The 24,133-nt window shown below is 66.7% G+C and carries 25 protein-coding genes; 16 read left to right on the forward strand and 9 right to left on the reverse strand.

The features are described 5' to 3' along the window. Positions 1 to 16: 16 nt before the first annotated feature. Both ABD729_RS10810 and ABD729_RS10815 read right to left on the reverse strand, forming a co-directional pair. Positions 17 to 649: a glutathione S-transferase family protein gene (locus tag ABD729_RS10810; RefSeq protein WP_344710254.1), complete on the reverse strand. Its 633-nt coding sequence runs from the start codon at positions 647 to 649 to the stop codon at positions 17 to 19. Between the two features lie 59 nt (positions 650 to 708). After that, positions 709 to 2,397 carry a M28 family metallopeptidase gene (locus ABD729_RS10815; protein WP_344710255.1) on the reverse strand — a complete coding sequence of 563 codons (1,689 nt, stop codon included), beginning with the start codon at positions 2,395 to 2,397 and terminating at the stop codon, positions 709 to 711. Positions 2,398 to 2,558: 161 nt separating this feature from the next. Here ABD729_RS10815 and ABD729_RS10820 point away from each other — a divergent pair, with 161 nt between their 5' ends. Then, a complete protein-coding gene (locus ABD729_RS10820) occupies positions 2,559 to 3,422 on the forward strand; it encodes an ATP-grasp fold amidoligase family protein (RefSeq protein WP_344710256.1) in 864 nt (287 codons plus the stop codon). 6 nt (positions 3,423 to 3,428) lie between these two features. Here ABD729_RS10820 and ABD729_RS10825 read toward each other — a convergent pair whose 3' ends face one another. Next, positions 3,429 to 5,477 (reverse strand): prolyl oligopeptidase family serine peptidase, encoded by a 2,049-nt coding sequence (locus tag ABD729_RS10825; protein WP_344710257.1) that lies wholly within the window; start codon positions 5,475 to 5,477, stop codon positions 3,429 to 3,431. Between the two features lie 122 nt (positions 5,478 to 5,599). On the opposite strand from ABD729_RS10825, the gene ABD729_RS10830 reads away from it, so the two are divergent. After that, positions 5,600 to 6,073, forward strand: coding sequence for a hypothetical protein (locus tag ABD729_RS10830; protein ID WP_344710258.1), 474 nt, complete (start codon positions 5,600 to 5,602; stop codon positions 6,071 to 6,073). Continuing rightward, positions 6,070 to 7,020 (forward strand): hypothetical protein, encoded by a 951-nt coding sequence (locus tag ABD729_RS10835; protein WP_344710259.1) that lies wholly within the window; start codon positions 6,070 to 6,072, stop codon positions 7,018 to 7,020. Before ABD729_RS10830 ends, ABD729_RS10835 begins: the two co-directional genes overlap by 4 nt. Before the next feature lie 68 nt (positions 7,021 to 7,088). Here ABD729_RS10835 and clpA read toward each other — a convergent pair whose 3' ends face one another. Both clpA and ABD729_RS10845 read right to left on the reverse strand, forming a co-directional pair. Further along, on the reverse strand, positions 7,089 to 9,497 hold the full coding sequence (clpA, locus tag ABD729_RS10840; protein WP_344710260.1) for an ATP-dependent Clp protease ATP-binding subunit ClpA: 2,409 nt from the start codon (positions 9,495 to 9,497) through the stop codon (positions 7,089 to 7,091). A 113-nt stretch (positions 9,498 to 9,610) separates the two neighbouring features. Next, positions 9,611 to 9,805, reverse strand: a complete 195-nt coding sequence (locus ABD729_RS10845) for a DUF1192 domain-containing protein (RefSeq protein WP_344710261.1) — start codon at positions 9,803 to 9,805, stop codon at positions 9,611 to 9,613. 137 nt (positions 9,806 to 9,942) lie between these two features. Between ABD729_RS10845 and ABD729_RS10850 the strand changes: the two genes are divergently transcribed. The 9 genes from ABD729_RS10850 to queA all read left to right on the forward strand — a co-directional run bounded on the left by ABD729_RS10850 (position 9,943) and on the right by queA (position 17,962). Further along, positions 9,943 to 10,941 (forward strand): NAD(P)H-quinone oxidoreductase, encoded by a 999-nt coding sequence (locus ABD729_RS10850; protein ID WP_344710262.1) that lies wholly within the window; start codon positions 9,943 to 9,945, stop codon positions 10,939 to 10,941. 67 nt (positions 10,942 to 11,008) lie between these two features. Continuing rightward, a complete protein-coding gene (locus ABD729_RS10855; protein ID WP_344710263.1) occupies positions 11,009 to 12,235 on the forward strand; it encodes an acyltransferase family protein in 1,227 nt (408 codons plus the stop codon). A 110-nt stretch (positions 12,236 to 12,345) separates the two neighbouring features. Beyond that, positions 12,346 to 13,665: a hypothetical protein gene (locus ABD729_RS10860; RefSeq protein ID WP_344710264.1), complete on the forward strand. Its 1,320-nt coding sequence runs from the start codon at positions 12,346 to 12,348 to the stop codon at positions 13,663 to 13,665. A gap of 121 nt (positions 13,666 to 13,786) precedes the next feature. Further along, positions 13,787 to 14,476: a cell cycle transcriptional regulator TrcR gene (locus ABD729_RS10865; RefSeq protein WP_344710265.1), complete on the forward strand. Its 690-nt coding sequence runs from the start codon at positions 13,787 to 13,789 to the stop codon at positions 14,474 to 14,476. A gap of 127 nt (positions 14,477 to 14,603) precedes the next feature. Then, positions 14,604 to 14,846: an exodeoxyribonuclease VII small subunit gene (locus ABD729_RS10870; protein ID WP_344710266.1), complete on the forward strand. Its 243-nt coding sequence runs from the start codon at positions 14,604 to 14,606 to the stop codon at positions 14,844 to 14,846. Continuing rightward, positions 14,843 to 15,751, forward strand: a complete 909-nt coding sequence (locus ABD729_RS10875; RefSeq protein ID WP_425564889.1) for a polyprenyl synthetase family protein — start codon at positions 14,843 to 14,845, stop codon at positions 15,749 to 15,751. Before ABD729_RS10870 ends, ABD729_RS10875 begins: the two co-directional genes overlap by 4 nt. Further along, complete coding sequence (gene coaD, locus ABD729_RS10880) at positions 15,748 to 16,248, forward strand: pantetheine-phosphate adenylyltransferase (RefSeq protein WP_344710267.1); 501 nt, start codon at positions 15,748 to 15,750, stop codon at positions 16,246 to 16,248. Before ABD729_RS10875 ends, coaD begins: the two co-directional genes overlap by 4 nt. Positions 16,249 to 16,255: 7 nt before the next feature. Further along, positions 16,256 to 16,834: a peptidylprolyl isomerase gene (locus ABD729_RS10885; RefSeq protein ID WP_344710268.1), complete on the forward strand. Its 579-nt coding sequence runs from the start codon at positions 16,256 to 16,258 to the stop codon at positions 16,832 to 16,834. 96 nt (positions 16,835 to 16,930) lie between these two features. Beyond that, complete coding sequence (queA, locus tag ABD729_RS10890) at positions 16,931 to 17,962, forward strand: tRNA preQ1(34) S-adenosylmethionine ribosyltransferase-isomerase QueA (protein ID WP_344710269.1); 1,032 nt, start codon at positions 16,931 to 16,933, stop codon at positions 17,960 to 17,962. Here the strand turns inward: queA and ABD729_RS10895 are convergent. Together ABD729_RS10895 and ABD729_RS10900 are read right to left on the reverse strand one after the other, a co-directional pair. Continuing rightward, complete coding sequence (locus ABD729_RS10895) at positions 17,959 to 19,140, reverse strand: glycosyltransferase (RefSeq protein ID WP_344710270.1); 1,182 nt, start codon at positions 19,138 to 19,140, stop codon at positions 17,959 to 17,961. The two genes, queA and ABD729_RS10895, sit on opposite strands and share 4 nt — an antisense overlap. Positions 19,141 to 19,189: 49 nt before the next feature. Beyond that, positions 19,190 to 19,924 (reverse strand): fatty acid desaturase, encoded by a 735-nt coding sequence (locus tag ABD729_RS10900; protein WP_344710271.1) that lies wholly within the window; start codon positions 19,922 to 19,924, stop codon positions 19,190 to 19,192. Positions 19,925 to 20,031: 107 nt separating this feature from the next. Between ABD729_RS10900 and mscL the strand changes: the two genes are divergently transcribed. After that, positions 20,032 to 20,490: a large conductance mechanosensitive channel protein MscL gene (gene mscL / locus ABD729_RS10905; RefSeq protein ID WP_344710272.1), complete on the forward strand. Its 459-nt coding sequence runs from the start codon at positions 20,032 to 20,034 to the stop codon at positions 20,488 to 20,490. Here mscL and ABD729_RS10910 read toward each other — a convergent pair. Then, positions 20,461 to 21,147 carry a VV20781 family protein gene (locus ABD729_RS10910; RefSeq protein WP_344710273.1) on the reverse strand — a complete coding sequence of 229 codons (687 nt, stop codon included), beginning with the start codon at positions 21,145 to 21,147 and terminating at the stop codon, positions 20,461 to 20,463. The two genes, mscL and ABD729_RS10910, sit on opposite strands and share 30 nt — an antisense overlap. Positions 21,148 to 21,235: 88 nt before the next feature. Continuing rightward, a complete protein-coding gene (locus ABD729_RS10915; protein ID WP_344710274.1) occupies positions 21,236 to 21,991 on the reverse strand; it encodes a TSUP family transporter in 756 nt (251 codons plus the stop codon). Between the two features lie 55 nt (positions 21,992 to 22,046). On the opposite strand from ABD729_RS10915, the gene tgt reads away from it, so the two are divergent. The 3 genes from tgt to ABD729_RS10930 are packed head-to-tail and all read left to right on the forward strand — an operon-like array spanning position 22,047 to position 24,107. Further along, positions 22,047 to 23,189 carry a tRNA guanosine(34) transglycosylase Tgt gene (gene tgt / locus ABD729_RS10920; RefSeq protein ID WP_344710275.1) on the forward strand — a complete coding sequence of 381 codons (1,143 nt, stop codon included), beginning with the start codon at positions 22,047 to 22,049 and terminating at the stop codon, positions 23,187 to 23,189. A gap of 46 nt (positions 23,190 to 23,235) precedes the next feature. Further along, positions 23,236 to 23,391: a hypothetical protein gene (locus tag ABD729_RS10925; RefSeq protein WP_344710276.1), complete on the forward strand. Its 156-nt coding sequence runs from the start codon at positions 23,236 to 23,238 to the stop codon at positions 23,389 to 23,391. After that, on the forward strand, positions 23,388 to 24,107 hold the full coding sequence (locus ABD729_RS10930) for a hypothetical protein (protein WP_344710277.1): 720 nt from the start codon (positions 23,388 to 23,390) through the stop codon (positions 24,105 to 24,107). The genes ABD729_RS10925 and ABD729_RS10930 overlap by 4 nt, the downstream gene beginning before the upstream one ends. Positions 24,108 to 24,133: the final 26 nt, after the last annotated feature.

A 24,133-nucleotide genomic window follows, 5' to 3' on the forward strand; every position in this document is an offset into this window, starting at 1 on the left:
AAGTCCGGGGTCCCGGTCAGGACGCCGCCGGCGCCGCCTTGATCGCTTCGGCGGCCTCGGTATCGATCTGCTTGGCGCGGCGGTAGGCGTCGCGGTCGGTGCAGCGGGCGACATAGGCCTTGAGCGTCTCCGAGCCTTGAATCATTCCGAACATCATCATGAAGCCGAGCTGCGAGGCGAGCACCAGGTCGGCGGCGGAGAAGCGGTCCGTCACATAGTCGCGGTCGCCGAGCATGACGTCGAGCGCCGCGAAGACCAGTGCCTCGCTGCCGTGTCCGAACATGCGCTGCTTGTCGGCAGGCGGATCGTACTGGATCGCCTTCAGGCTGAACGTCATTTCGAGCGGACCGCTCGAAAAGAAGATGTAGCGATAATAGTCCGCGCGGTCGGTCAGCGCGGGGGCGAGGCCGGCGTCGGGGAAGGCGTCGGCGAGATAGGCGCAGATCGCCGCCACCTCGGTCACCACCTTGCCGTTGTGGCGGATCGCCGGGATCTTCATCATCGGGTTGATCGCGCGATAGGCGTCGCCTTTCAGCGTCGTCGCATAGTCGAGGATTTCGGTCTCGTAGGGCGCGCCGACCTCTTCCAGCATCCAGCGGACGATCTGCCCGCGCGACTGCGGGTTGGTGTAGAAAGTAAGCTCGGCCATCGATCTGCTCTCCCGTGGGTGAGTGGCCGTCCCGGTGATGGCCGGGACGGCTTGCATCGTTACCCGCGCTCGCCCGGACCCTTGGCGGACGGCGCACCACGCTCGGACGCGCTGGCGTCGCGAGCCCCGCGGAATTCGCTGTCAGCGCTCCAGTTCGGCCAGGCGGTCGAATTGGCGAGATCGCGGCCGACGCGGTGGAGCAGGCTCATGTCCTGAACCAGGCCCGTCAGATTCCAGCTCGGCGACCATTCGTCGTCCGGCTGGTGGTAGCGCTTGGCGGTGAACTCATCGTTCAGCGCCTTGCCGCGCGCGGTGCCGCCCTGGACAAGGTCGATCCCCGGGCGCCAGCTGATCGCCGGCACGCCGCGCTTGGCGAACGGGAAATGGTCGGAGCGGAAGAAGCTGCCTGCCTCGACCTTGGGATCGGGAATGAAGCTGCGGTTCTGCTTGGCGCCGTCCGCGATCAGCATGTCGAGGAGGTCGAGCTTGGCCAGTCCCGAGATCGAGAAATCGCGCGCGGGGCCGTAGATGCTGCCGCCGTCGGTGTTGAGGACGCCTGCCGTCTTGCCCAGCGGATAGAGCGGGCTCGACACATAATATTCGCTGCCGAGCAGGCCCTTTTCCTCGGCGGTGACCAGCAGGAAGACGATGCTGCGATCGGTCCGCGGCTCCTTCGCGAAGACCCGGGCCTGTTCGAGGATCTGCGCCGCGCCCGTCGCATTGTCGAGCGCGCCATTGTAGATCTTGTCGCCATTGGCATCGGGCAGTCCGACGCCAAGGTGATCCCAGTGCGCGCTGTAGATGACGGTCTCTTCGGGGCGCTTCTTACCCGGCAGCAGGCCGACGACATTGTAGCTGGTGATCGTCTTCGCGCTGGCGTTACCCGTGGCGCTGAGACGAACCGGAAGCTCGACCGGCTTGAAGTCGCGGCGGCGCGCGGCGGCCTTGGCCTGTTCCAGCGTCATCCCCGAAGCGGCAAAGATCTTCTCGGCGGTGGCCGAGGTGATCCAGCTTTCGAACGCCGTATGCGCCGCGGCCGGATCGGCGCGGACAACATCGAACATGGTGTTGGTGTTCGAATTCTTGACCGTCGCCCAGCCGTAGGAGGCCGGCGCATCCTCATGGACGATCACCACGCCCGCGGCGCCGAGCTTGGCCGCCTGTTCGTACTTGTAGGTCCAGCGACCATAATAGGTCATCGCCTTGCCGCCGAAATCGGGACCGCTGTCGCCGATCGGGCCGTAGAAATCGGGATCGTTGACGAACAGCACCAGGATCTTGCCCCGGACGTCCATGCCCTTGAAATCGTCCCACTGGCGCTCGGGCGCCTTGACGCCGTAGCCGACGAACAGCAGCGGGGCGTTGTCGATGCGTACCTGGCTCTGCCCGTTGAGCGGGGAGCGGACGGCGACGTCGGTGCCCTGCGTCAGGCGGCCGGAAGCGGCGCCGCCCTGCAGCGTGACGACGGGGTCGGCGGTCCAGCTCGACTGAAGCAGCGGCACCCGCTGGGTCCACTGGCGCTGGCCGTTCACCACTTCTCCGCCCGGCTGCACGCCCGCGGCCTTCAGCTGCTGGCTGAGATAGGCGACGGTCTTCGCCTCGCCCGGTGTCGCGGGGCCGCGGCCTTCGAAGCTATCGTCGGACAGGGTTTTGATATCCTGCGTCAGCCGCGGGATGGAGAAGGTCTGCGCGGCAAGCGGGCTGGCGGCGAGGCAGGTGACGGCAAGAAGCAACGCGGGTCGGATCACAGGCAGGGACTCCGGATAGGGTGCTGAAAGCGGCGCCCTTCATGGAACCTCGCGCCAAGGCTGCAAAGTGATTTCGCTGCGCCCCGGACGGCCCGGTCGGGCTTTCGACCATCTCAATATGCAAGCGGAACGATCTGAACGATCGGACGCTGACGAGCCCAATGGCTTTTACTCTTTCCCCGCCGACTCCTGCCGGGAGCAGCGCCCTTCGAATTCAGCTTTGTTACCTGTGGCGGCACGGCCGGCTGGCACGGCTGGCGCAGCCCCAGTTGCTCACCGAGTGGATCCAGCACCGCAAATTGAACGACCGCGATCCGCGGCTGCCGCGCCTCGCCGACAAGCTGCTGGTCAAGGCGGAGGTCGCCCGGCAGATCGGCGAGGACTGGCTGATCCCCACCTTGTGGTCGGGCGTCGCGTTGCCGGACAGGCCCCCGGTCGCCTTTCCGTTCGTGGTCAAGAGCCGGCACGGCTCGCAGCAGGTGCGGGTCGTCCGCGATGACGCCGATTATGCAGCGGTTCGCGAAGCGTCGAAGGCGTGGATGCAGCGCTCCTACGGCGCCTGGCTCGATGAATGGCTGTATGGCCAGATCCCGCGCGGCCTTCTGATCGAACCCTATGTCGGCACCGGGGACGTGCTTCCGGTCGATTACAAACTGTTCGTCTTCGGCGGGGAGGTGCGCTTCGTACAGGTCCACCTCGACCGCGCCGGGGAGCATCGCTGGGTGGTGATGGACCTCGACTGGCAGCGGGCATCGCCCGCCGACGGCTGGCCCGATCCCGAACGCCCCGCGACCCTGCCGAGCATGATCGCCGCCGCCAGCACGCTGGGGGCGGACATGGAATTCGTGCGGGTCGACCTTTACGAGGTGAACGGGCAGCCGCTGTTCGGCGAGCTCACCTTCTATCCCGGCAGCGGGCTCGAGAAGGTCCAGCCGCGCCGGCTCGACCTACACATGGGCATGCTTTGGGCGGCCGCGGCGGCGGCGAGCGAATGGGGTGAACCCATCGCCCGCCTCGCCGCCTAACCGGCCCTATTTCGAACGGTAGCGGTCGAACCAGTTGAGGATGGCGGTGACCCGCGCCGCCGCCTGGCTCGGGCGCCCGTCGAGGCTGTGATAGGCGCCCGGCACCTTGATCATCATCGCCGGCACGCCCTGGACGCGAAGTGCGCCATACCATTGCTCGGCTTCGGAATTGGGGGTGCGCAGATCCTCGCCGCCGACCACCACGAGGGTCGGGGTCTTGACCTTGCCGGCAAGGCTGAGCGGCGACCGCTGCCAGTAATTCTCGGGCTTCTCCCACGGCTCGCCGCCCATCCAGTAGCGCCCGAAGAAGCCGATCCCGTCCGCCACCAGCGCCTGGCTGGTCCAATTGATCACGGGCTTCTGCACCGCCGCCGCCTTGAAGCGATTGGTCTGCCCCGTCATCCACGCGCTGAGCAGCCCGCCGCCCGAGCCGCCGGTGATGAAGAGATTGTCCGGGTCGGCGATGCCGGCGGCGATCGCGGCATCGACCGACGCCATCAAATCCTTCTCGTTGGGCATCGGATAGGTCTTCTCGATCCCGTCGGCGAACGCCTCGCCATAGCCGGTCGATCCGCGCACGTTGGGGAACAGCACGGCATATCCGGCCGCGGCCATCTGCTGGTAGTCGGTCGAGAAATAGGGGCCGTAGCTGGTGTAGGGGCCGCCGTGGATTTCGAGGATGGTCGGGACCTTCTGCCCCGGCTGATATCCGGGCGGAAGCATGATCCAGCCCGGAACCGGCGTCCCGTCGGGGGCCGTGGCGTCGAGCGTGCGGACTTCACCGAGACGCTTGCCCGATAGCCACAGGTCGTTGAGCGACGTGACCCGGCGAGCGCTTGGCCCACGCCCGACCGACACGTCCGTCGGCCGCGTCGCCGAGCCGCTGGTGAAGGCCAGCGTTCCGTCCCGCGCCACGCTCCAGTCGCCGCCGGTATAGGGGCGACCAGCGGCCGCCGCAGCAAGATCGTAGGGGAGGGGGGTGACCGCGCCCGCAGGAGTGACCCGTGCGACGCGATAATGGCCCTTCTCCTCGTAGCTGACGAACAGCTGGTTGCCCGACCATTGCACATCGCCGATCGAACGATCGAGCCCGGCCGCGATCCGCCGCGCACCGCTGCCGTCGCGGTTCATCAGGTAGAGCCCGGTCTGGTTATAGGCCTGGCCGTCGTCGTCGGACCCCAGATAGGCGATGGTGCGCCCGTCGTCGGACACGACCGGCGAAGTGTCGGGACCCTTCCGCCGGGTCAGCTCGCGCATCTCGCCCGTGCTTGCATCGACCGCCAGCAGCTCGCTTTCCTGCGGCTGCTTTTCCCAGTCGGCGGAGCGGTTGCCGCTAAGGAGGATGCTGTCCCCCGCCCAGGCGATCGGCCCCGACATCGGGAAGCCGCCGCTGGTCAGCCGCCGCGGCGCGCCGCCATCGGCATCGACCACGAACAGCTGGCTGTTCCCGGGCTTCACATTGCCGCTGCCGTCGTTGCGATACTGCAAGCGGTCGAACACCTGCAGCGGTTCGGCCCAGGTCGCGCCCTCGGGCTTGGGCGGGGCCTTGGCGATCGCCGATCCATCGGCGGGAACGCGCATCAGATAGGCGATGCGCCGGCCGTCGGGCGACCAGGCGATATTGGTCGGACTGTCGGGCAGATTGGTGATCCGCGCCGACTGGCCGCCATCCATCCAGCGGATGTGGAGTTGCGACCCCGGTCCCTCGACCGCCGAGACATAGGCGAGCCGACGCCCGTCGGGCGACCAGCGCGGACTGCGATTGCCGCCGGGGCCTGCGACCAGCGGTTCCTGCCGGCCGGTCGCGACATCGACCAGCCAGATGCTCGGCAGATAGCGGTCGGTCATGACGTCGGCGCTCATCCGCACATAGGCGATGCGCTTGCCGTCGGGGCTGATCTGCGGGTCGGACGCATAAGCGATGTTGAAGATGTCGCCACCGGTGAAGAGCGGCGAGGGCGCCGGTGTTCCCGTCGCCGGGGCCTGCGCGGCCGCGGGCACCGCCGTGCCTCCCAGCAGCAGTGCAGCTACGGCAAGGCTCATCCTGTTCGTCATGCGTGTCCCCCTGATCGATTGCCGGAACAATCAACCACCTTTCACCGGCAAGCGCCAGCGCCCCGATTGACGGAAGATATACGGCGTATTACATCAGTAATACACCTTAAGGGAGGATATCAATGATGAAGCTCGCCGCCATCACGCCGCTGCTCCTGCTCGCTGCCTGCGACGCGGAAGTGAAGTCGCCGGTCGACAAGGACGAGGGGGTCCAGATGAAGGCCGATGCCGACGGCCGCGTCGCCTTCAACCTGCCCTTCGCCAAGGGGGAGATGAAGCTTCCCTCCGGCATGATGTCGAATGCCGATTTCGACATCGACGGCGTGAAGATGATGCCGGGATCGAAGGTCACCGGCTTCAACCTCGACGCCGGCAAGGACAAGCCGGGCAAGGTCGACATCAGCTTCACCGCGCCGGCGAGTCCGCAGGAAGTGTCCGCCTATTTCATGGATCAGTTCAAGGCCAAGGGCGTCGAGGCCAAGGTCAACGGCGACGTGTTGGAAGGCAGGAGCGACGACGGCGACACGTTCAGCATGCGCTTCGCGCCGCAGGGTAGCGGCACCAGCGGGACGATCGCGATCGATTCGAAGAAGTGATCCTGGCCGCGGCGGCCCTGGCGGTGGCGTCGACCTGCACGCCAGGCGCCGCCGACCGGGCGTGGATCGATGGGGCGATGGCTGCGTGGCGGCTGGAGCTTCGCCGCGTCCCGGCGTTGAAGCGGCCGCCAAAGGTGACGGTGATCCTCTTCGATGCGCGATGCCGCCTAGAAAGCCGCACGGCGCTGCAGACGAATGGCAAGGCGGCCTGGTCCGCAACCAGGCATGGCGGACAGGTGTTGCTGGCCGACGGCACCCGCATTCCCGCCAAGGTCACCAGCTTCGCCGGAGAGGGGAAAGCGGGCGGAACCACCTTCGTGATGGCGCTGCCAAGTGTCTGGGCGGCGGGCAAGATCCCGGCTGGCCAACTCGGGCTCGACAAGCTGACGAAGGCAGTACTGCTGCACGAGGCGAGCCACGTTTCCCAGACGATCCTGGTCAGGCGGGTCGGGAAGCTCGCCAGCGAGAAGGGTCTGCCCGAGGACTTCAACGACGACAGCGTCCAGGATCGGTTTGAAAAGGAACCGGCGTTTGCCGCGTCCGTGGAGAAGGAGACGGGCCTGCTGTTTGCCGCTGCCGCGGCCGGGGATGACGCCACGGCGCGCGATCTCGCCCGCCAGGCGCTCGCTTCGATGCAGGCGCGCCGCCTCCGCTGGTTCGTCGGCCGTGACGAGCGCCTCAGGGAGGCGGAGGACCTGTTCCTATCGATGGAAGGTGCCGGCCAATATGTCGGCTACAGCTGGCTGATCGATCCCGAAGGCGGGCAGACGCCGCGCGCGGAGGCGATGGCAGGGTTCGGGAAGCGCTCCAGGTGGTGGAGCCAGAAGCAGGGGCTCGCGCTGGTCCTGGCGGTCGAGCGGCTTGGCTTGCCCGGCTGGCAGACGCAGCTGTGGCAGTCGCCAAGGCTGATCGGCAGTCAATTGCTGCAAGCCGCATTGGCGCGGTAGCTTCGCCAGCAACGAAAAGAGGCCAGAAGCTTTCGCCCCTGGCCTCCTTTCTCTTGGACTTCGTCGACTTACTCGGCCGCTGGCGTCTCCGGCCTTTCGCCGCCCTCGGGGAGCTCGCCCGTGTCGGGCTGCGGCGGCTGGTCGCCGGCACGAACGGTCCGGCTCCGCGGGCTCTTGGCCTTGACCTTGCCTTTCGTCGCCTTGGCCGGCGCTGCGGGCGTGATCTCGAAGACGGGGTTGTTGTCCTTCAGCCGGACCTTCACCTCGCCGCCGTGGACCAGCTTGCCGAACAGCAGTTCCTCGGCCAGCGGCTGCTTGATCTTCTCCTGCACCAGGCGGCCCATCGGGCGGGCACCGTAGAGCTTGTCATAGCCCTTGGCGGTGAGCCACTCGCGCGCCTCGTCGTCGAGCTCGATATGCACTCCGCGATCCGCCAGCTGAAGCTCGAGTTGGAGGATGAATTTGTCCACGACCCGCGCGACGACCGCGGGCGGCAGGTAGCCGAACGGCACCACCGCATCGAGACGGTTGCGGAATTCCGGCGTGAACATCTTGCGGATCGCGTCTTCCTGCACGTCCTCGCGGCTCATCGCCCCGAAACCGATGCTCTCCCGCGCCATGTCCGACGCGCCGGCATTGGTGGTCATGATCAGGATGGTGTTGCGGAAGTCGACGGTCTTGCCGTGGTGATCGGTCAGCTTGCCGTTGTCCATCACCTGCAGGAGGATGTTGAACAGGTCAGGATGCGCCTTCTCGATCTCGTCGAGCAGGAGCACGCTGTGGGGCTGCTGGTCGACCGCGTCGGTGAGCAGGCCGCCCTGGTCGTAGCCGACATAGCCCGGAGGCGCGCCGATCAGCCGGCTGACCGAGTGGCGTTCCATATATTCGGACATGTCGAAGCGCTGCAGCGGGATGCCGAGGATCGAGGCGAGCTGGCGCGCGACCTCGGTCTTGCCGACGCCCGTGGGCCCTGAGAACAGGTAGTTGCCGATCGGCTTGTCGGGATCGCGCAGGCCCGCCCGGCTGAGCTTGATGGCCGAGGCCAGCCGCTCGACCGCCAGGTCCTGCCCGAACACGACGCGCTTCAGGTCCGCTTCAAGGTTCTGCAGCGTCTTCTTGTCGTCGGTGCTGACGCTCTTCGGAGGAATGCGCGCCATGGTCGCAACGACCTGCTCGACCTCCTTGGGCGTGATCACCTTCTTGCGCTTGCCAACCGGCACCAGCATCTGCATCGCGCCGACCTCGTCGATCACGTCGATCGCCTTGTCCGGCAGCTTGCGGTCGTGGATGTAGCGCGCCGACAACTCCACCGCCGACTTGATCGCATCGGGAGTGTAGCGAACCTTGTGATGCTCCTCGAACGAGGAACGCAGCCCGGCGATGATCTTGATCGTGTCCTCGACCGTCGGCTCGTTCACATCGATCTTCTGGAAGCGCCGGAGCAGCGCCCGGTCCTTCTCGAAGTGGTTGCGGAACTCCTTGTAAGTGGTCGAACCGATGCAGCGGATCGAGCCGCCGGACAGCGCCGGCTTGAGGAGATTGGACGCGTCCATCGCCCCGCCGCTGGTCGCGCCGGCGCCGATCACCGTGTGGATCTCGTCGATGAAGAGGATCGCGTGCGGCAGCTTCTCGAGCTCGCTGACGACGCTCTTCAGCCGTTCCTCGAAGTCGCCGCGGTAGCGGGTGCCCGCCAGCAGCGCGCCCATGTCGAGCGAATAGATGACCGCGGGCTTCAGCACCTCGGGCACGTCGCCCTCGATGATCTTGCGCGCGAGCCCTTCGGCGATGGCGGTCTTCCCGACGCCAGGATCGCCAACATAGAGCGGGTTGTTCTTGGACCGGCGGCAGAGGATCTGCACCGTCCGGTCGACCTCGGCCATGCGCCCGATCAACGGATCGACCTTGCCGTTCTTGGCCTTCTCGTTGAGGTCGACGGTGAACTGCTTGAGCGCGCTTTCCTTCTTGTCCGCGCCGGTCTTGTCCGACTTGGTCTCGGGCGCTTCGGCACCCGCGGCGGGCTGAGCGCCTTCCGCGCTTTCGCCCTTGCCGACGCCGTGGCTGATGTAGGTCACCGCATCCAGCCGGCTCATGTCCTGCTGCTGCAGGAAGTAGACCGCATAGCTTTCGCGCTCGGAGAAGAGGGCGACAAGGACGTTGGCGCCGGTCACCTCGTCGCGGCCCGACGACTGGACGTGGAGGATCGCGCGCTGGACCACCCGCTGGAAGCCGCTGGTCGGCGTCGGATCGGTACCGCTGTCGGCGACCAGCGCGCCAAGCTCTCCGTCGAGATACTGCTTGACGGTGGCCTTGAGCTCGTCGCGGTTGACGCCGCACGCGGTCATCACCTTGGAAGCGTGGGTGTCGTCAATCAGCGCCATGAGCAGATGCTCGAGGGTCGCATATTCGTGACGGCGGCGGCTCGCCTCTCCAAGCGCGTTGTGGAGGGTCTGTTCGAGCTCGCGGGCGAAACTTGGCATCAGGGAGAACTCCTTGGCCGGGAGCGAGAAGCACCCGGCATCCTACTTAACTTCTTATCTCGTGAGGCGTTGCAGCCGCTGCAAGGGCCTCACAAAGTCCGTGACCTTGGTATCTATCGCTTGAACAGCGCATCGGCCGCCGAGCGGTGCCGGAAGGCCGCTTCCTGGTGGGAGCGCACCCGCTCGATCTCGGCCTCCAGCGCGGCGATGCGCGCTTCCAGCTCATCCTGGCTGAGCGGGTCGAGGTCCTGCCGCGCCAGTTGCACCAGCGGGTCTTCGGGGCGTGACGAGAAGAAATCGTCGTCCATGAAGGGCAAGGTCGGATCGGCGGTCCAACAAGTCAACATGCCGCGGCGCAACAATCCCCAAGATTTCGCTTTGCCGTGCCGGCAGAGCGGCTAAGGGCAGGAGATCACAGCCAGGTTACGAGAGCGCGTGGGGACCCATGGACCTTCCTGACGTCATGACGGCGATCGAGATCAGCATGGCGGGGGGACCGGAGGTACTGGTTCCGGCCAGCCGGCCGGTGCCGCAGCCGGGCCCGGGGGAGCTTCTGGTCCGGGTCGCAGCGGCCGGGGTCAACCGGCCCGACGTGCTGCAGCGCCGCGGCTTCTACCCGCCGCCGCCTGGCGCAAGCGATATCCCGGGCCTCGAGATTGCCGGCGAAGTGGTCGCGGCAGGCGAGGGGGCTACCCACCACATCGGCAGCAAGGTCACCGCGCTCGTCGCCGGCGGCGGTTATGCCGACTATGCGATCGCCCCCGCGGCCACCGCGCTTCCCGTGCCCGAGGGCCTGTCGATGGCCGAGGCCGCGGCGATCCCCGAGACGCTGTTCACCGTCTGGGTCAATTTGTTCGAGCGCGGTTTCGCGAGCGAAGGCGACTGGGTCCTCGTCCACGGCGGGACCAGCGGCATCGGTACCATGGCGATCACCCTGTGCCGGCTGCTGGGGGTCAAGGCGATCGTCACCTGCGGCTTCGACGACAAATGCCAGGCCGCGCTGGCGCTGGGGGCGGCAGCGGCGATCAACTACAAGACCGAGGATTTCGCCGCCCGCGTCAAAGAACTGACCGGCGGCGCGGGTGCCAACGTCATCCTCGACATGGTCGGCGGCGACTACCTCCCGCGCAACTTGTCCTGCCTCGCCGACGACGGCCGCCACGTCTCCATCGCGACGCAGCGCGGGGTGTCGGCCGAACTCAACATCCTCGACGTCATGCGCCGCCGGCTGACCCTCACCGGTTCGACGCTGCGGCCGCGTAGCGTCGCCTTCAAGGGCCTCGTCGCCGAAGAACTCCGCCGCGAGATCTGGCCCTTCGTCGAAAGCGGCCAGCTCCGCCCGGTCATGGACCGTACTTTCCCCCTGCACGAAGCCGCCGCCGCCCATGCCCGGATGGAAGCGGGAGAACATGTTGGTAAGATTGTGCTGCTATCCGCCGAATGACGCAGCCGGCGGCGCCGTTTCAGCGCTGCTGGTCATCATGTCATGCAGGACCGGCGAAGAGGTCTGATTGCCCGCTGATATCCTCTTGCTGTTCGGCCTCAGCGCTCTCCTGAGCGTTGCTACAGCGTCCTATCTGGCAAGGCACCTGTCGCCCGAAACGGATGTCGAGCCGGCAGCACGTCGCATCGGGCACCTCGACGGGCTGCGCGGCTACCTTGCTGTATCGGTCCTTCTTCATCATTCGGCCATATACGTCATCGCCGCCCTCAACGGGGGCCGCTGGGCCACGCCCCATCCCCAGATACTCAATCAATTGGGCGCCGGCGCCGTGGCGCTTTTCTTCATGGTCAGCGGGACGGTTTTCTACCCCTTGGTGCTGAAGGGCGTTGAGGCCGACTGGCTCGGCTTCTTCGTGAAGCGGTTCTTCCGGATCGTCCCGCTGGTGACCATCAGCGTCGCTCTGGTCGTAGCCGTGCTGGCGGCGACTACTGGAAGCGCGCCCGGCAGCGAGGACATCGTGCCGTTCCTGACTTGGGTCTCCTCCTGGGCACAGCCGCCGCTGCTGGGCGTGATCGAAGCGAGATATCTGAATGCGCAGGTACTCTGGTCGCTGCAATGGGAATGGCTGTTCTACTTCCTGCTACTGCCCTTTTGCGCCTTGCTTCGCAGCCTTCTTCGCGCGGGCGACCTTCCGACACTATTTATCCCCGCGACCCTCCTCCTGCTGAGCATCGCTGGGCGCCTGCTCGGGTGGGAGGTGGCGACGATGACTGAGGCGACCTGGGTGAACACGCTTCCCTTGTTCGCGGCGGGAATGCTCGCCTTCGAATGCCGCAGCCGTCCGGCCTGGGAATCGCGCCTAGGCGGACTGCCAAGCTCTGCCGTCGCGGTAACCGGCCTCGTGGCCGCCGCGCTGTTGAGCCATAACGCCTACGGCTGGAGCATGCCGCTGTTTGGCTTCGCCTTCATCACGGTCGCATGCGGAAACAGCTTCGCCGGACTGCTAAAAAGCAAGGCGGCGCTGGCGCTCGGAGAACTGTCGTTCTCGATCTACCTCTTGCATGGGCTGGTGCTGTGGGTCGGCTTCCATGGTTTTGCGCCGATGATGGGCAAGGACGCGTCGGGCATTTTGTTGACGATGCCGCTTCTCGCAGCGCTCACCGTCGCATTGGCTTACGTCGCGAACCGTACGGTGGAGCGACCGAGCATGCTCGCCGGCGAGCGGATCGCGAAGGCGTTGGCCCGCGCCCGCGCGGCGACGGTGGTGAACGGCCTGGCTAGACTGGGCAGCTGATCCGAAGTGCCATGAGTGTCATGTCGCGAATCCCTGCAGTTGCGAAAGCCGATCCGCAGCGCTTTCGGCCTTTTGAGGTCGCAGCGCTTCTTGCTGCCTTCGCCTTGCTCATGGCTTTGCGTCTGCCGGGCACCTGGGAATATGGACGCTTCCTCGACGAGGAAGTGACGGTCTTCTTCGCCTATGCGTGGAATTTTGATCCTTCCAGCGCGCTGTTCCGACCTTTCGCCGGCTACTGGAACCTTGCCGCCAACGGGATCACCGCGGTCCTCGTCTCCGCGGTCAAAGCGGGCCTCATCAGCCTGGAAAACGCCCCCTACGTCACCATGCTGCTGGGGCTCGCGTCGCAGCTTCTGCCGATCGCGCTGCTGCTGACGGGGGAGGCGAACTGGCTTCGGAAACGCAGCGTGCGCTTCGTCGCCTGCCTTCTCGTGGCGTTGGCGCCCGGGGTTGACGAGGTCTACCTCAACGTCGTCCATATCCAGTTCCACCTCGCGCTGTGCGTCGGGATCATCCTCGCCCTCGATGCGCCGACCAGCCGCGCAGGCAAGCTTCTGTCGGGCACCATCCTGCTCACCGCGCCTCTTTGTGGACCCGGGGCGATCCTGTTCCTCCCGCTGTTCGGATTGCGGGCATTGCTTGAGCGCGACCGCGCCCGCTTCGTCCAGGTGGGAATCCTGGCTGCCGGCACCGCCATCCAGCTCCTGATCTTCTACACGCCGAGCGCGGCCCGTGGTGTTCCGATGGCGCCGGTTCTCCTCGGTGCGGCCTTGTTCGTGAGGATCGTGGTCCTGGCGGTCCTTGGACCGTTGATGGCCGTTGTCGTCGGTAACCTTGGGCAACAGGCCGAAATGGCCGGCAATCCGTGGATCCTTCCTTTGTTCGCAGGCGCGGCGGTGGCGGCATTCGCGGCCCTGGCTTGGTGGAGCCTGAAGCGCCGCGACGGCGCTGTCTGGCTGGTTGGATCCGCACTGCTGGTCGCCATCATCAGCTTCGGGCTGGGGGCCGCGGGTCAATCGTCTCTGCCGCACCGGTTCGCGCTGACGCCCTACAATGGGCCGCGGTACAACTACATTCCGCTGGTTCTCCTGGCCCTTGCGATGCTGGTATTTTCGACCCGGCCTGACGGACGTGGCCGGAAGATCGCTCGCGGCCTGGTCATTGTTTACCTTGTGATGGCCGGGCTCTCTTTCCGCATCGCGCTGCCCGAATATGCGAATGGGGTGTCGTGGCGCGGCGAAGTCGCCGCCTGGCGCGCCGATCCCGACTACAAGTTGCGAGCTTGGCCGCGCCAGGTGACAGCGGATCTGAGCGGGCGGCGCTACCCCTGTCCTGGGCGCTTTCCCGCTCACGGCAACCCTGCCGATCCGCGCTATTGCGAGAGTGGGTGGGTGTCTGCTTTCTATCCGAACGAAGCCAGGCAAAGGTAACTTGCCTTCACCCTGCATTCCGGAATAAAAGACCGCGATAACGGCCGCTCCTCATCGGGGCGGCCCTTTTTGTGTCCGGAGACTTTTCGACATGGCCCAGGCCCCTCAGGCAACCCCGCTTATGCCGCATGCGACCGCCGCGTGGCTGGTCGATAATTCGAGCCTCACCTTTGAACAGATTGCGGCTTTCTGCGGCCTCCACATCCTCGAAGTGCAGGCGATCGCCGACGACACTGCGGCGACCAAGCTGACCGGGCGCGATCCGCTCCGCTCGGGTGAGCTCACCCATGAGGAAATCGAGCGTGGTCAGGCGGACCCGAACTACACTCTCAAGATGTTTAAGGCGCCCGAAGCAGTGACCCGCACCAAGGGCCCGCGCTACACCCCGGTGTCGAAGCGCCAGGACAAGCCCGACGGTATTTCCTGGATCATCAAGAACCACCCGGAAGTGTCGGACGGCGCGATCGGCAAGCTGATCGGCACCACCCGCACCACCATCGCCGCGATCCGCGACCGCAGCCACTGGAACATCGCCAACATCCAGCCAAAGGATCCGGTGACCCTTGGCCTCACCTCGCAGCGCGAACTCGATGCCGCCGTCGCCAAGGCGCAGAAGGCAGCCGGGATCGAGCATGTGGATGACGGCCGCCTTGACACCGACCGCGCCAGCCTGATCGAGCAGCTTCGCGCCGAGCGCGAGCAGCATGCCCGTGAGGCCGAAGCGGCGGCCCTCGACGCCCAGCGCGACGAGCATGGCCTGGCCCCCGGCGAGATCGTCCCGGGCATCGCCGACCCGTTCCGCAAGGCCTGAGCAGGGCCCTTCGACTTCGTGCCCAAGGCACTGGGCCCAGGACAATCGATAACGTCGTCGGTTGTCCCGGGCGAAGTCGAAGGACGCTCTTGCTTGCTTCTCAGCTAAGCCAAGCTAATCCCTAGCCATGGCCGAAGGCACACCTGAAAATCTCAGTTTCGAAGCCGCGTTGCAGCGGCTCGAGGAAATCGTCCGTCTGCTCGAGCGCGGAGAAGCGCCGCTCGACCAGTCGATCGACCTCTATCAGGAGGGCGACCGGCTGAAGCGCTTGTGCGAGGAGCGGCTCAAGTCCGCCCAGGCCCGGATCGACGCCATCGCGCTAGGTCCTGACGGCCAGCCCGCCGGCACCCGCCCGTTCGAGGCGCAATGATGGCCTCGATAGCGGAAGCGACCGATCTGCTCGGCGAGGCGAAGCGGATCGCTGCCGGCGTCGACCGCATCTTCGAGCAGGCGCTGGCCGATCGCTGCGACGGCCGCGACCGGTTGTGCCAGGCGATGCGTCATGCCGCGATCGGCGGGGGCAAGCGGCTCCGCCCCCTGCTGACGGTCGCCGCTTCGCGGCTGTTCGGGCTTGACGAGGAGCGGGCATTGCGCGCCGGCGCCTCGATCGAGGCGATCCACGTCTACAGCCTGATCCACGACGACCTGCCGTGCATGGACGATGACGATCTGCGCCGCGGCAAGCCGACCGTCCACAAGGCCTTCGACGAAGCGACCGCAGTGCTTGCCGGGGACTGCCTCCACGCGCTGGCGTTCGAACTGCTGGCCGACGAGCGCACCCATGAGGATCCCTTCGTCCGCTGCGAACTGGTGCTCGCGCTGTCGAATGCGTCGGGCATCGACGGTATGGGCGGCGGGCAGGCGATGGACCTCGCGGCCGAGGGTCAGTCGCTCGACCTCCAGGCAATCACACGTCTGCAGCAGCTCAAGACCGGCGCGCTGATCGAATATTCGGTCGAGGCGGCGGTGATCATGGGCCGCGTCGCCGAGGAAGGCCGCGCGCGTTATCGCGGCTATGCCCGCAACGTCGGGCTCGCCTTCCAGATCGCCGACGACCTCCTCGATCATGAGGGCGACGAGGAAGCGGCGGGCAAGAAGCTCCACAAGGACGCGGAGATGGGCAAGGCGACCTTCGTCTCGCTGCTCGGCGCCGACCGAGCGCGCCAGCAGGCGACCATGCTGGTCGATCAGGCCATCGAGCATCTCCACGGCCATGGCGAGGAAGCCGACCTGCTCCGCGCCATTGCCCGCTACGCCGTGGAACGCGACCGGTGAGCCAGCGCACCGCCGTCTATCCCGGTACCTTCGATCCGATCACGCTTGGCCATCTCGACATCATCCGGCGCGGTAGCCGGCTGGCGGACCGGCTGGTGATCGGGGTCACCACCAACCCGTCCAAGACGCCGATGTTCTCGACCGAGGAGCGGATCGAGATGGTCCGCCGCGAGACTGCCGACATCGCCAATATCGAAGTGGTCGGCTTCGACGCCCTGCTGATGGATTTTGCGCAGACACAGGGCGCGTCGATGATCCTGCGCGGCCTGCGCGCGGTCGCCGACTTCGAATATGAGTATCAGATGGCGGGCATGAACCAGCAGCTGAACGACCAAATCGAGACGGTCTTCCTGATGGCCGACGTCTGCCTTCAGCCGATTGCGTCAAGGCTGGTGAAAGAAATCGCTCGCTATGGCGGCGACATCAACAAGTTCGTGACGCCCGCCGTTGCCGCCGACATGGCGGGGCGGAGCGGGCGCGACGGCCAGAGGGGCTAAGACAAGGATGTTCAAGAAGTTCGCGTTGCCGTTGCTGGCGCTGCTGGCGGCACCTGCCTTCGCCCAGGCCCCGGTCGCCGCCGCCCCGGCTGCGGCGCTGCCGATCAACGCGCCGGAATCGGTCACAGCGGACGCCTCCAACCGCTGGACGCTCGAGCTTTCGAATGGCGGGACGGTGGTCGTCCAGCTTCGCCCCGACGCCGCCCCGCAGGCGGTGGAGCGGATCAAGACGCTGACCCGGCAGGGTTTCTACAACGGCCTCGCCTTTCACCGCGTGATCCCAGGATTCATGGCGCAGGGCGGCGACCCCAAGGGCGATGGTACCGGCGGAAGCCCGCTTCCCGACGTGAAGGCTGAATTCAACGCCCTTCCGCACTTGCGCGGGACGGTGGCCGCGGCGCGCGCCGACAGTCCGGACAGCGCCAACAGCCAGTTCTACATCATGTTCGTGCCGCGCATCTCGCTCGACAACAAATATACGGTGTTCGGCCGGGTTGTCTCGGGCATGAACTTCGTCGATCAGATCGCGCCTGGCGAGCCGCCGGCGGAGCCGACCCGCATCGTCCGCGCGACCCTGGGCGGCTGACCCCGCCGATCGTCATCACGAGCAAAGCGAATTAAGGCACTCCGGCGCTGCCGCCATGGATTGCCTCGTTGCCTCGCTCCCCGCAATGACACCGCGATGAAGGTTTCCGACTTCGACTTCGCTCTCCCGGAGGAGAATATCGCGCTGCGCCCGGCGCGCCCGCGCGACTCTGCGCGGATGCTGCTGGTGGATGGCGAGCGGCTTGAAGATCGCGGCGTGCGCGACCTGCCCGCGCTCCTGTCTCCCGCCGACGTCCTCGTGTTCAACGACACCAAGGTCATCCCCGCGCAGCTCGAAGGCCGGCGCGGGGAAGCAAGCGTTGGGGCAACGCTTCATAAGCGCCACGACCTGCGCGCCTGGTGGGCGTTCGTCCGCAACGCCAAGCGGGTCCGGGTCGGCGATACGATCACCTTCGGCGGCGGGGTCGAGGCCGTGTGCGAGGAGAAAGGCAGCGACGGCGCGCTCCTGCTCCGCTTCGGCGGGGAAGAACCGGTCGAGCTGCTGCTTTACCGCGCGGGGACCATGCCGCTGCCCCCCTACATCGCTTCCAAGCGCACGATCGATGAGGCCGACGCCGCGGACTATCAGACCATGTTCGCGGCGAAGGAGGGGGCCGTCGCGGCGCCGACCGCCTCGCTCCACTTCACCCCGCGGCTGGTCGCCGCGATCGACGCCGCCGGCATCAAGCGCGAAACGCTGACGCTGCATGTTGGGGCCGGCACCTTTCTTCCGGTCAAGGCGGAAGACACCGCGGATCACAAAATGCACGCCGAATGGGGGCGGATCGATGCCGACACGGCCGATCGCCTCAATGCCGCGCGAAAGCGGGGCGGGCGGATCATCGCGGTCGGCACCACCGTACTGCGCCTCATCGAAACCGCGGCGGGGGAAGACGGCCTCATCTGTCCGTTCGAAGGCGACACCGACATCTTTATCACGCCCGGCTATCGCTGGAAGGCGGTCGGCGGACTGATGACCAATTTCCACCTGCCCCGCTCGACGCTGTTCATGCTGGTCAGCGCGCTGATGGGCCGCGACACGATGCAGCGCGCCTACGCGCATGCGATCGCGAGCGGATACCGCTTCTACAGTTACGGCGACTCGAGCCTGCTGCTGCCCGCGGGCTAGGGCAGGCACTGCTCGACAATATCGGCAGCCTTGCGCGCACCACCGGCACTGGCGAGCGCTTCCGCGACAACCGCGCAGCGCGACGCCATTGCCGCATCCTCGACCAGCCGCGCGACCTGTTCGGCAATCCTGCGCGGACGCCGCGGGCTCGCAAGCTTCTCGCCCAGCCCATGGTGCCGGATCCGGGCAAGGTTGCCCGGCTGATCGAAGCCGACCGGCCTCACCAGCAGCGGCACCCCGCACGCCAGCGCGTCCAGCACCGTGTTGCTTCCCCCGTGAGTGATGACGAGCGAGGAGCGCCGCATCACCGCACGATAGGGGAGGAAGGCGGCAGCGTGGTGAACACCGAGGGACGCGGCCTCGGCATCGCTCAGTCGCCCACCATGGGCAATCACCAGCGCGGCCCCGGCGTCCTTGCAGGCGACGGCCAGCGCGCGCCACAATTTCAGGTCTCCGCCTAGCAGGGTGCCCATCGTCGCGAAGACGAGCGGATGGCCGACAGGTACTGCGAAGGGAGGCGGCGCATCGGCGATGTCGGCCGCGCGGCGAAGCGGCCCGACGGGAACGAAGGGCAGGGGATCGGGCCGCGGGAAGTCCAGCGCCGGCACCATCTGCGCCAGCTGCACCTCGCCAAGGCAATCCTCCAAGATCGCATGCGGCCCGATGCCGAACCGCTCGGCCCAGGCGGCGATCATCCGGTTCTGCCGCCGGCTGAGCGCGGCCGCGATTGCCGACGTGCGCCGCAGCTTGGCTTCTGCCTCTGGCTCATACGGCCAGTCCAGGAAGGGCAGCGGGACACCGGGCGCCGGGTCGATCGGGACGGCGCAGGCAAGGCCCACGAAGGGCAGGTCGAGAGCCCTCGCCAGCAGAAAGCCCGCCGGCTCCAGCTGGTCACCGACGATGAGCTCGGCGCCAAGGGCGCGAAGCTGGTCGGGGCCTCCCTCGCACAGCTGATCGGTCAGCGCGGCGCTGTCGGCGATGGTGCGCAGGGTCGCGAGGAGGCCGCCGGGCTTTTCCGCCGCCGCCAGCACGCGATCGACCTCGGGGTCGCCGCGCCGTCCGGGCACGTGATGGACGGGAATCGCGCCGCTGCTCTCCTCAGCGCCGGCATTCAGGAGGAAGAAGGGGGCATGCCCGCGCGCCGCAAGCTCGTCGCCGAGGGCGCGAAAGCTCGCCACATGCGCCGCGAACGGCGGGCAGAGAAAGGCAATGCGGGCCAAGGCTGGCTTAGAGCTTCAGTTCGCGCCGCTTGGCGGGAAGCGACCACCAGGGGGTTCCCGGGCTCAAATGATGCTCGCGGTGATAGCCGAAGTGGAAACAGGTCAGCAGCGAAGCGAGCGCGCCAAAGTCGTTGCTTCGCGCCTTGTGCTCGTCGGCGAACGGCGTCTCCTCGTGTCGGTGCGGCAGGAAGGTGCCGAAGTAGAACAGCTGCAGCGAGGAGAGGATCGAGGGCAGCGCCCAGAACAATAGCAAGTTTCCGAGCGGCGCGCCGAGGACCAGCACGTAGCTCCAGACCAGCACGCTCAGCACCAGGAATTCGCGCAGACCGAAATACCGCACCATGAACTGCAGGTACCACGGCCAGAAGCGGGTCGGATGATCCGCCGCAAAATCGGGATCGCGCTCGCTTCCGACATGCTTGTGATGGTCGAAATGCTTGGGGCTAAGCCGGTCCATCCAGAAGCCTGCGTACAGCAGCAGGGTCAGCCGCCCGAAGAACAGGTTCACCCCGCGCCGGCCGGGGGCAAGGCTTCCGTGCATCGCGTCATGGGCGATGATGAACAGCCCGACGCTCAGCCAGCTCAGCACCGCCACCAGCGGCACCGCGAGCAGCCAGCCGGTGCCCTTCAGGGGAAGGAAGAAGACCGCCCAGACATGAAGCGCGACGAACGCAGCGATAATGCTCACGGCGAGGCCGATCCCGATCATGGTCTGCCGCCGACGCTGCACTTTGTTGAGCATTGCCGTTATATAGGCGCCGCCGCCCGCCCGCGCCACGGGCCAAAAGGCTGGCGTCTGGCGCTACGGGCGTGTCATAGTGCGCCCGCACCAAGGGGGAGCTGACGCAGATGCTTTCGGAATTCCGCGCCTTCATTGCCAAGGGCAATGTCTTGGGCCTTGCCGTCGCCGTGATCATCGGCGCGGCCTTCGGCACCATCGTCAGCAGCCTCACCGACGACATCATCATGCCGTTGATCGGGACCGTCACCGGCGGGATCGATTTCTCCAGCCACTTCCTCCTGCTCGGCGACGTCCCCGCCAGCTATACGGGATCGCCGACCGATTATGAGGCGCTGAAGAAGGCGGGCGTGCCGCTGCTCGGCTATGGGAAGTTCGTCACCGTGGTGGTCGGCTTCCTCATCCTCGCCTTCATCATCTTCCTGCTGGTGCGCACCGCCGCGCGGCTCATGAAGGAAGAAGAGGCCGCCGCGCCGCCCGAGGAGGTGCTGCTCCTCCGCGAGATCCGCGACAGCCTCAACCGTGGCCCGGCGCTACCGTCAGGGGTTGATGACCGCCGGATCCCATAGCACCGACAGCGCGAGGCCCCCGGCGAACACCGCTTCGCGCGCGGCCCCGGCGCGCGGCGCGAACAGGGTCTTGTTGGTGCCGTTGAGGTCGACCGCCCCGAAGCTGCGTCCGGCGCTGTCGAAACGATAACCGAGCGGCGTGGCGTTCGCGAGGCCGCCGCCCTGGTCGCGGTGGATCGACTTCACCTCGTAGCGGACCCCGTCGAACAGCATGAAGCCCTCGCGCCCGCGCTTGCTCAGCATCGATCCCAGTGTGCCGCGTTCTTCCTCGATCACCAGCTCACCGGCGAGCGCGCCGTTGCGGCTGAAGAGGCAGCGGTAGGAAAAGGGCCGGGCCCGGGCCGAGATCACGCCGACGTTGACCTCGCGCTCGCGGTAACGGCACGCGCCTTGCAGATTTGCGTAGCGAAACGTCCCCGCGCCCGTGTTGCTGACCAGCAGGTCATCGAGGATCTGCAGCCGGTCGGCGCCGCGGGTGAATTCGCCCGGCGCTCCGGCCAGCGTGAAGGTGCCGCGGCGCCATCCGCCCATGCCGTCGATGCCAAGCTCCTCGACCGACGCTGCAAGCTCGCTCGGCAGGGCGATCCGTGCTTCCCGCACACATCCGCCAAGCATCAGTGCAGCCGCTGACGCCGCTGCCATTCCGAAATATCTCATGGGTCGTTCCCCTCGTTGTCGTCGCGTAACGAGGGTTCGATTAACTGGGGGTAGGTTCGCGTTAACTGAACGAGTGGTTGTGGCAGGTTCAGGCGGAAAGATAACCCCACAGCAGGCGTCCGGTCATGGCAATGCTGGCGGTCACCAGCAGCGGCCGGATCAATTTCGCTCCGTGCCGCATCGCTGCATGACTGCCGAGCCAGCCGCCGGCCATCGCGCCGACCGCCATGTTAAGCCCGAGCAGCCACAGCACCTTGCCGCCGATCGCGAACAGCAGCACCGCGGCAACGTTGCTAATCCAGTTGAAGAACTTGGTCAGCGCCGTCGCCCGCGTCAGGCCGTAGCCACGCAGCGCGACCAGCGTCGAGGTGAAGAAGCTGCCCGTCCCCGGCCCGAAGAAGCCGTCGTACAGCCCGATGACGCCGCCAAGCGGGGCATAGCCTGAGGCACTGACCCGCTGGTGCGCGTCCTCGTCCGACATGCGCGGACTGACTAGGATATAGACTGCGTTGGCAAGCAGCAGCAGCGGGATCACCAGCGCCAGGGTGCGCGCCTCGACATGCTGCACCAGCAGCGCGCCGCTGACCGCCCCGGCGAACACGACCAGCGCCGTCGGCAGGTTCGGGCGCCACTCGATCAGGCCCTTGGCGGCATAGTTGCGCATCGCGACAAAGGTGCCGCACATCGATTGCAGCTTGTTGGTGCCGAGCGCGAACAGGGGCGGGACCCCGCTCACCAGCAAGGCCGGCATCATGATCAGCCCGCCCCCGCCGGCGATGGCGTCGATGAAGCCGGTCACGAAGGCGACGCCGGTCAAGACGGGGTAGAGCCAGGGTTCGATCACGGGCGCGTTCGTAGACGGTGGCTTCGCCGGCGGCCAGCTTGTAGGGGCCGCTGCCGTGACCCGCTTTTCCTTCACCGTCCAGGCGACCGACGGCCGCGCCCGGCTCGGCACCATCGCCATGCAGCGCGGCGAGATCCGCACCCCCGCCTTCATGCCGGTCGGCACCGCCGCGACCGTCAAGGCGGTGAAGCCCGAAGGCGTCCGCGCCGCGGGGGCCGACATCATCCTTGGCAACACCTATCACCTGATGCTCCGTCCGGGCGCCGAGCGCGTCGCGCGGCTGGGCGGGCTCCACCGCTTCATGCACTGGGAGCGGCCGATCCTGACCGACAGCGGCGGCTACCAGGTGATGAGCCTGTCCGACCTCAACAAGGTCACCGAGGAAGGGGTGACCTTCAAGAGCCACCTCGACGGGTCGCGCCACCTCCTCAGCCCAGAGCGATCGATCGAGGTCCAGCGTCTGCTCGGTTCGTCGATCGTGATGCAGTTCGACGAACTGGTCCGCCCCGACGTCACACCCGCCAAACAGCGCGAGGCGATGGACCGCTCGATCCGCTGGGCGCGCCGGAGCCGCGACGAATTCGACCGCGGCGAGGCCCATGCCGAGGCCAACGCCATCTTCGGCATCCAGCAAGGCGTCCTCGACGAGGCGCTGCGGCGGGAAAGCGCCGACGCGCTGATCGACATCGGCTTCGACGGTTACGCAGTGGGCGGCCTCGCGGTGGGGGAAGGGCAGGAAGCGATGCTCGGCTGCCTCGACTTCGCGCCGGGCCAGCTCCCCGCGGACAAGCCGCGCTACCTGATGGGGGTCGGCAAGCCCGACGACATCGTCGAAGCGGTCACCCGCGGCATCGATATGTTCGATTGCGTGCTTCCGACCCGCTCGGGACGGACCGGCCAAGCGTTCACCGCCGATGGCCCGCTCAACATCCGCAACGCCCGCCACGCCGAGGACCAGGAGCCACTGGAGGCAGGCTGCCCGTGCCCGGCCTGCACCAGCTACAGCCGCGCCTACCTCCACCATCTCGTCCGTTCGGGCGAGATCCTCGGCGCGATGCTGATGACCGAGCACAACCTGTGGTTCTACCAGCGGCTGATGCAGGGCCTGCGCGACGCGATTGGCGAGGGCCGGCTGACGACCCACGCGCACGATTTTCTTTCGCGCTACCGACAAAAGGGCACGACCGAACAGGCTTGACCCGGTCCTGCGCTGTCACGCACTCTCCCGGCACGGGAGGGGCGGCATGCAAAAGAAGGCAGGGTTCGGGCTCGGTGCATTCCTGCTGGTGGCGGGTTTCATCTGGATCGTATTCGACAACCTCGCGCTCGGCCTGATCTTCGGCCTGTTCGTCGGGCTCGCGGTCAACACGCGCCGTTCCGCGGCGGAACGCGAGCAATGAACGCGGAAACGAACACCCGTCACGAGCCGCGGATTCGCTTCGCCGACCTGGCCGAGGAAACGACCGGGTTCGGTGAGATCGAGTATCGCACCTTCCGCGACCTCCTGCTGCGGCCGCGCGCCGTGCTGATCACCTACCTTGAACGTGGTCCGACGGGCGGCGGTCACTATGCCCGGCCTTTCGGCTTCTATCTCGCGCTTTGCGGCGTGCTGATGTTCTACATGTTCCTGCTCGGCGGTTTGAAGGGCGTGATCGAAATGCAGCCCGCCGACCGGCTCGACCGCTGGATCGCCTTGTCGGGCAAGAGCCGGGAAATGTTCATCGACGATGCCGACGGCTGGATGGGGCTGGTTGCGGTGCCGCTGATGTCGCTCTTCTATGCGGGCTTCGGAATGCCGCTGATCCGCTGGTGGAGTGGCCTCGACTGGCGGCGGTCGATGCGCAGCACGCTTGTCCTGTTGTGCGCTTGGACGGTGCCGATCCTGTTTCTGGGCCCGCTGCCGATGGTGAAGGGGTTCGAAATCGCGGGATCGATCGTCATGTATGGCTTGCTGATCGTCGCCTTCATGCGAATGGGGCGCGGGATCTGGTATGAACGGATGGCCGCGGGTTTCGGCAAGGCGGTGATCTTCCTCGTCGCCATGGGCCTTGCAGCGTCGATCTCGATGACCCCGGTATTCGCGATCGGCGTCATGGGGGCGATCCACGGGAACTGAAGGGCCGTGTTGATGCCTACGAAAAG

The sequence above is a fragment of the Sphingomonas humi genome (assembly GCF_039536725.1).
Taxonomy (GTDB): Bacteria; Pseudomonadota; Alphaproteobacteria; order Sphingomonadales; family Sphingomonadaceae; genus Sphingomicrobium; species Sphingomicrobium humi.

What these genes read in the sequence shown, in the direction of transcription:
- ABD729_RS10870 (WP_344710266.1), top strand. Translation starts at nt 14,604, where the DNA reads ATGGCCGAAGGCACACCTGAAAATCTCAGTTTCGAAGCCGCGTTGCAG.
- mscL (WP_344710272.1), top strand. Translation starts at nt 20,032, where the DNA reads ATGCTTTCGGAATTCCGCGCCTTCATTGCCAAGGGCAATGTCTTGGGC.
- clpA (WP_344710260.1), bottom strand. Translation starts at nt 9,497, where the DNA reads ATGCCAAGTTTCGCCCGCGAGCTCGAACAGACCCTCCACAACGCGCTT.
- ABD729_RS10810 (WP_344710254.1), bottom strand. Translation starts at nt 649, where the DNA reads ATGGCCGAGCTTACTTTCTACACCAACCCGCAGTCGCGCGGGCAGATC.
- ABD729_RS10865 (WP_344710265.1), top strand. Translation starts at nt 13,787, where the DNA reads ATGCCGCATGCGACCGCCGCGTGGCTGGTCGATAATTCGAGCCTCACC.
- ABD729_RS10925 (WP_344710276.1), top strand. Translation starts at nt 23,236, where the DNA reads ATGCAAAAGAAGGCAGGGTTCGGGCTCGGTGCATTCCTGCTGGTGGCG.
- ABD729_RS10930 (WP_344710277.1), top strand. Translation starts at nt 23,388, where the DNA reads ATGAACGCGGAAACGAACACCCGTCACGAGCCGCGGATTCGCTTCGCC.
- ABD729_RS10885 (WP_344710268.1), top strand. Translation starts at nt 16,256, where the DNA reads ATGTTCAAGAAGTTCGCGTTGCCGTTGCTGGCGCTGCTGGCGGCACCT.
- ABD729_RS10860 (WP_344710264.1), top strand. Translation starts at nt 12,346, where the DNA reads ATGGCTTTGCGTCTGCCGGGCACCTGGGAATATGGACGCTTCCTCGAC.
- ABD729_RS10830 (WP_344710258.1), top strand. Translation starts at nt 5,600, where the DNA reads ATGATGAAGCTCGCCGCCATCACGCCGCTGCTCCTGCTCGCTGCCTGC.
- ABD729_RS10850 (WP_344710262.1), top strand. Translation starts at nt 9,943, where the DNA reads ATGGACCTTCCTGACGTCATGACGGCGATCGAGATCAGCATGGCGGGG.
- ABD729_RS10900 (WP_344710271.1), bottom strand. Translation starts at nt 19,924, where the DNA reads ATGCTCAACAAAGTGCAGCGTCGGCGGCAGACCATGATCGGGATCGGC.
- ABD729_RS10825 (WP_344710257.1), bottom strand. Translation starts at nt 5,477, where the DNA reads ATGACGAACAGGATGAGCCTTGCCGTAGCTGCACTGCTGCTGGGAGGC.
- ABD729_RS10910 (WP_344710273.1), bottom strand. Translation starts at nt 21,147, where the DNA reads ATGAGATATTTCGGAATGGCAGCGGCGTCAGCGGCTGCACTGATGCTT.
- ABD729_RS10820 (WP_344710256.1), top strand. Translation starts at nt 2,559, where the DNA reads ATGGCTTTTACTCTTTCCCCGCCGACTCCTGCCGGGAGCAGCGCCCTT.
- queA (WP_344710269.1), top strand. Translation starts at nt 16,931, where the DNA reads ATGAAGGTTTCCGACTTCGACTTCGCTCTCCCGGAGGAGAATATCGCG.
- ABD729_RS10875 (WP_425564889.1), top strand. Translation starts at nt 14,843, where the DNA reads ATGATGGCCTCGATAGCGGAAGCGACCGATCTGCTCGGCGAGGCGAAG.
- ABD729_RS10845 (WP_344710261.1), bottom strand. Translation starts at nt 9,805, where the DNA reads ATGGACGACGATTTCTTCTCGTCACGCCCCGAAGACCCGCTGGTGCAA.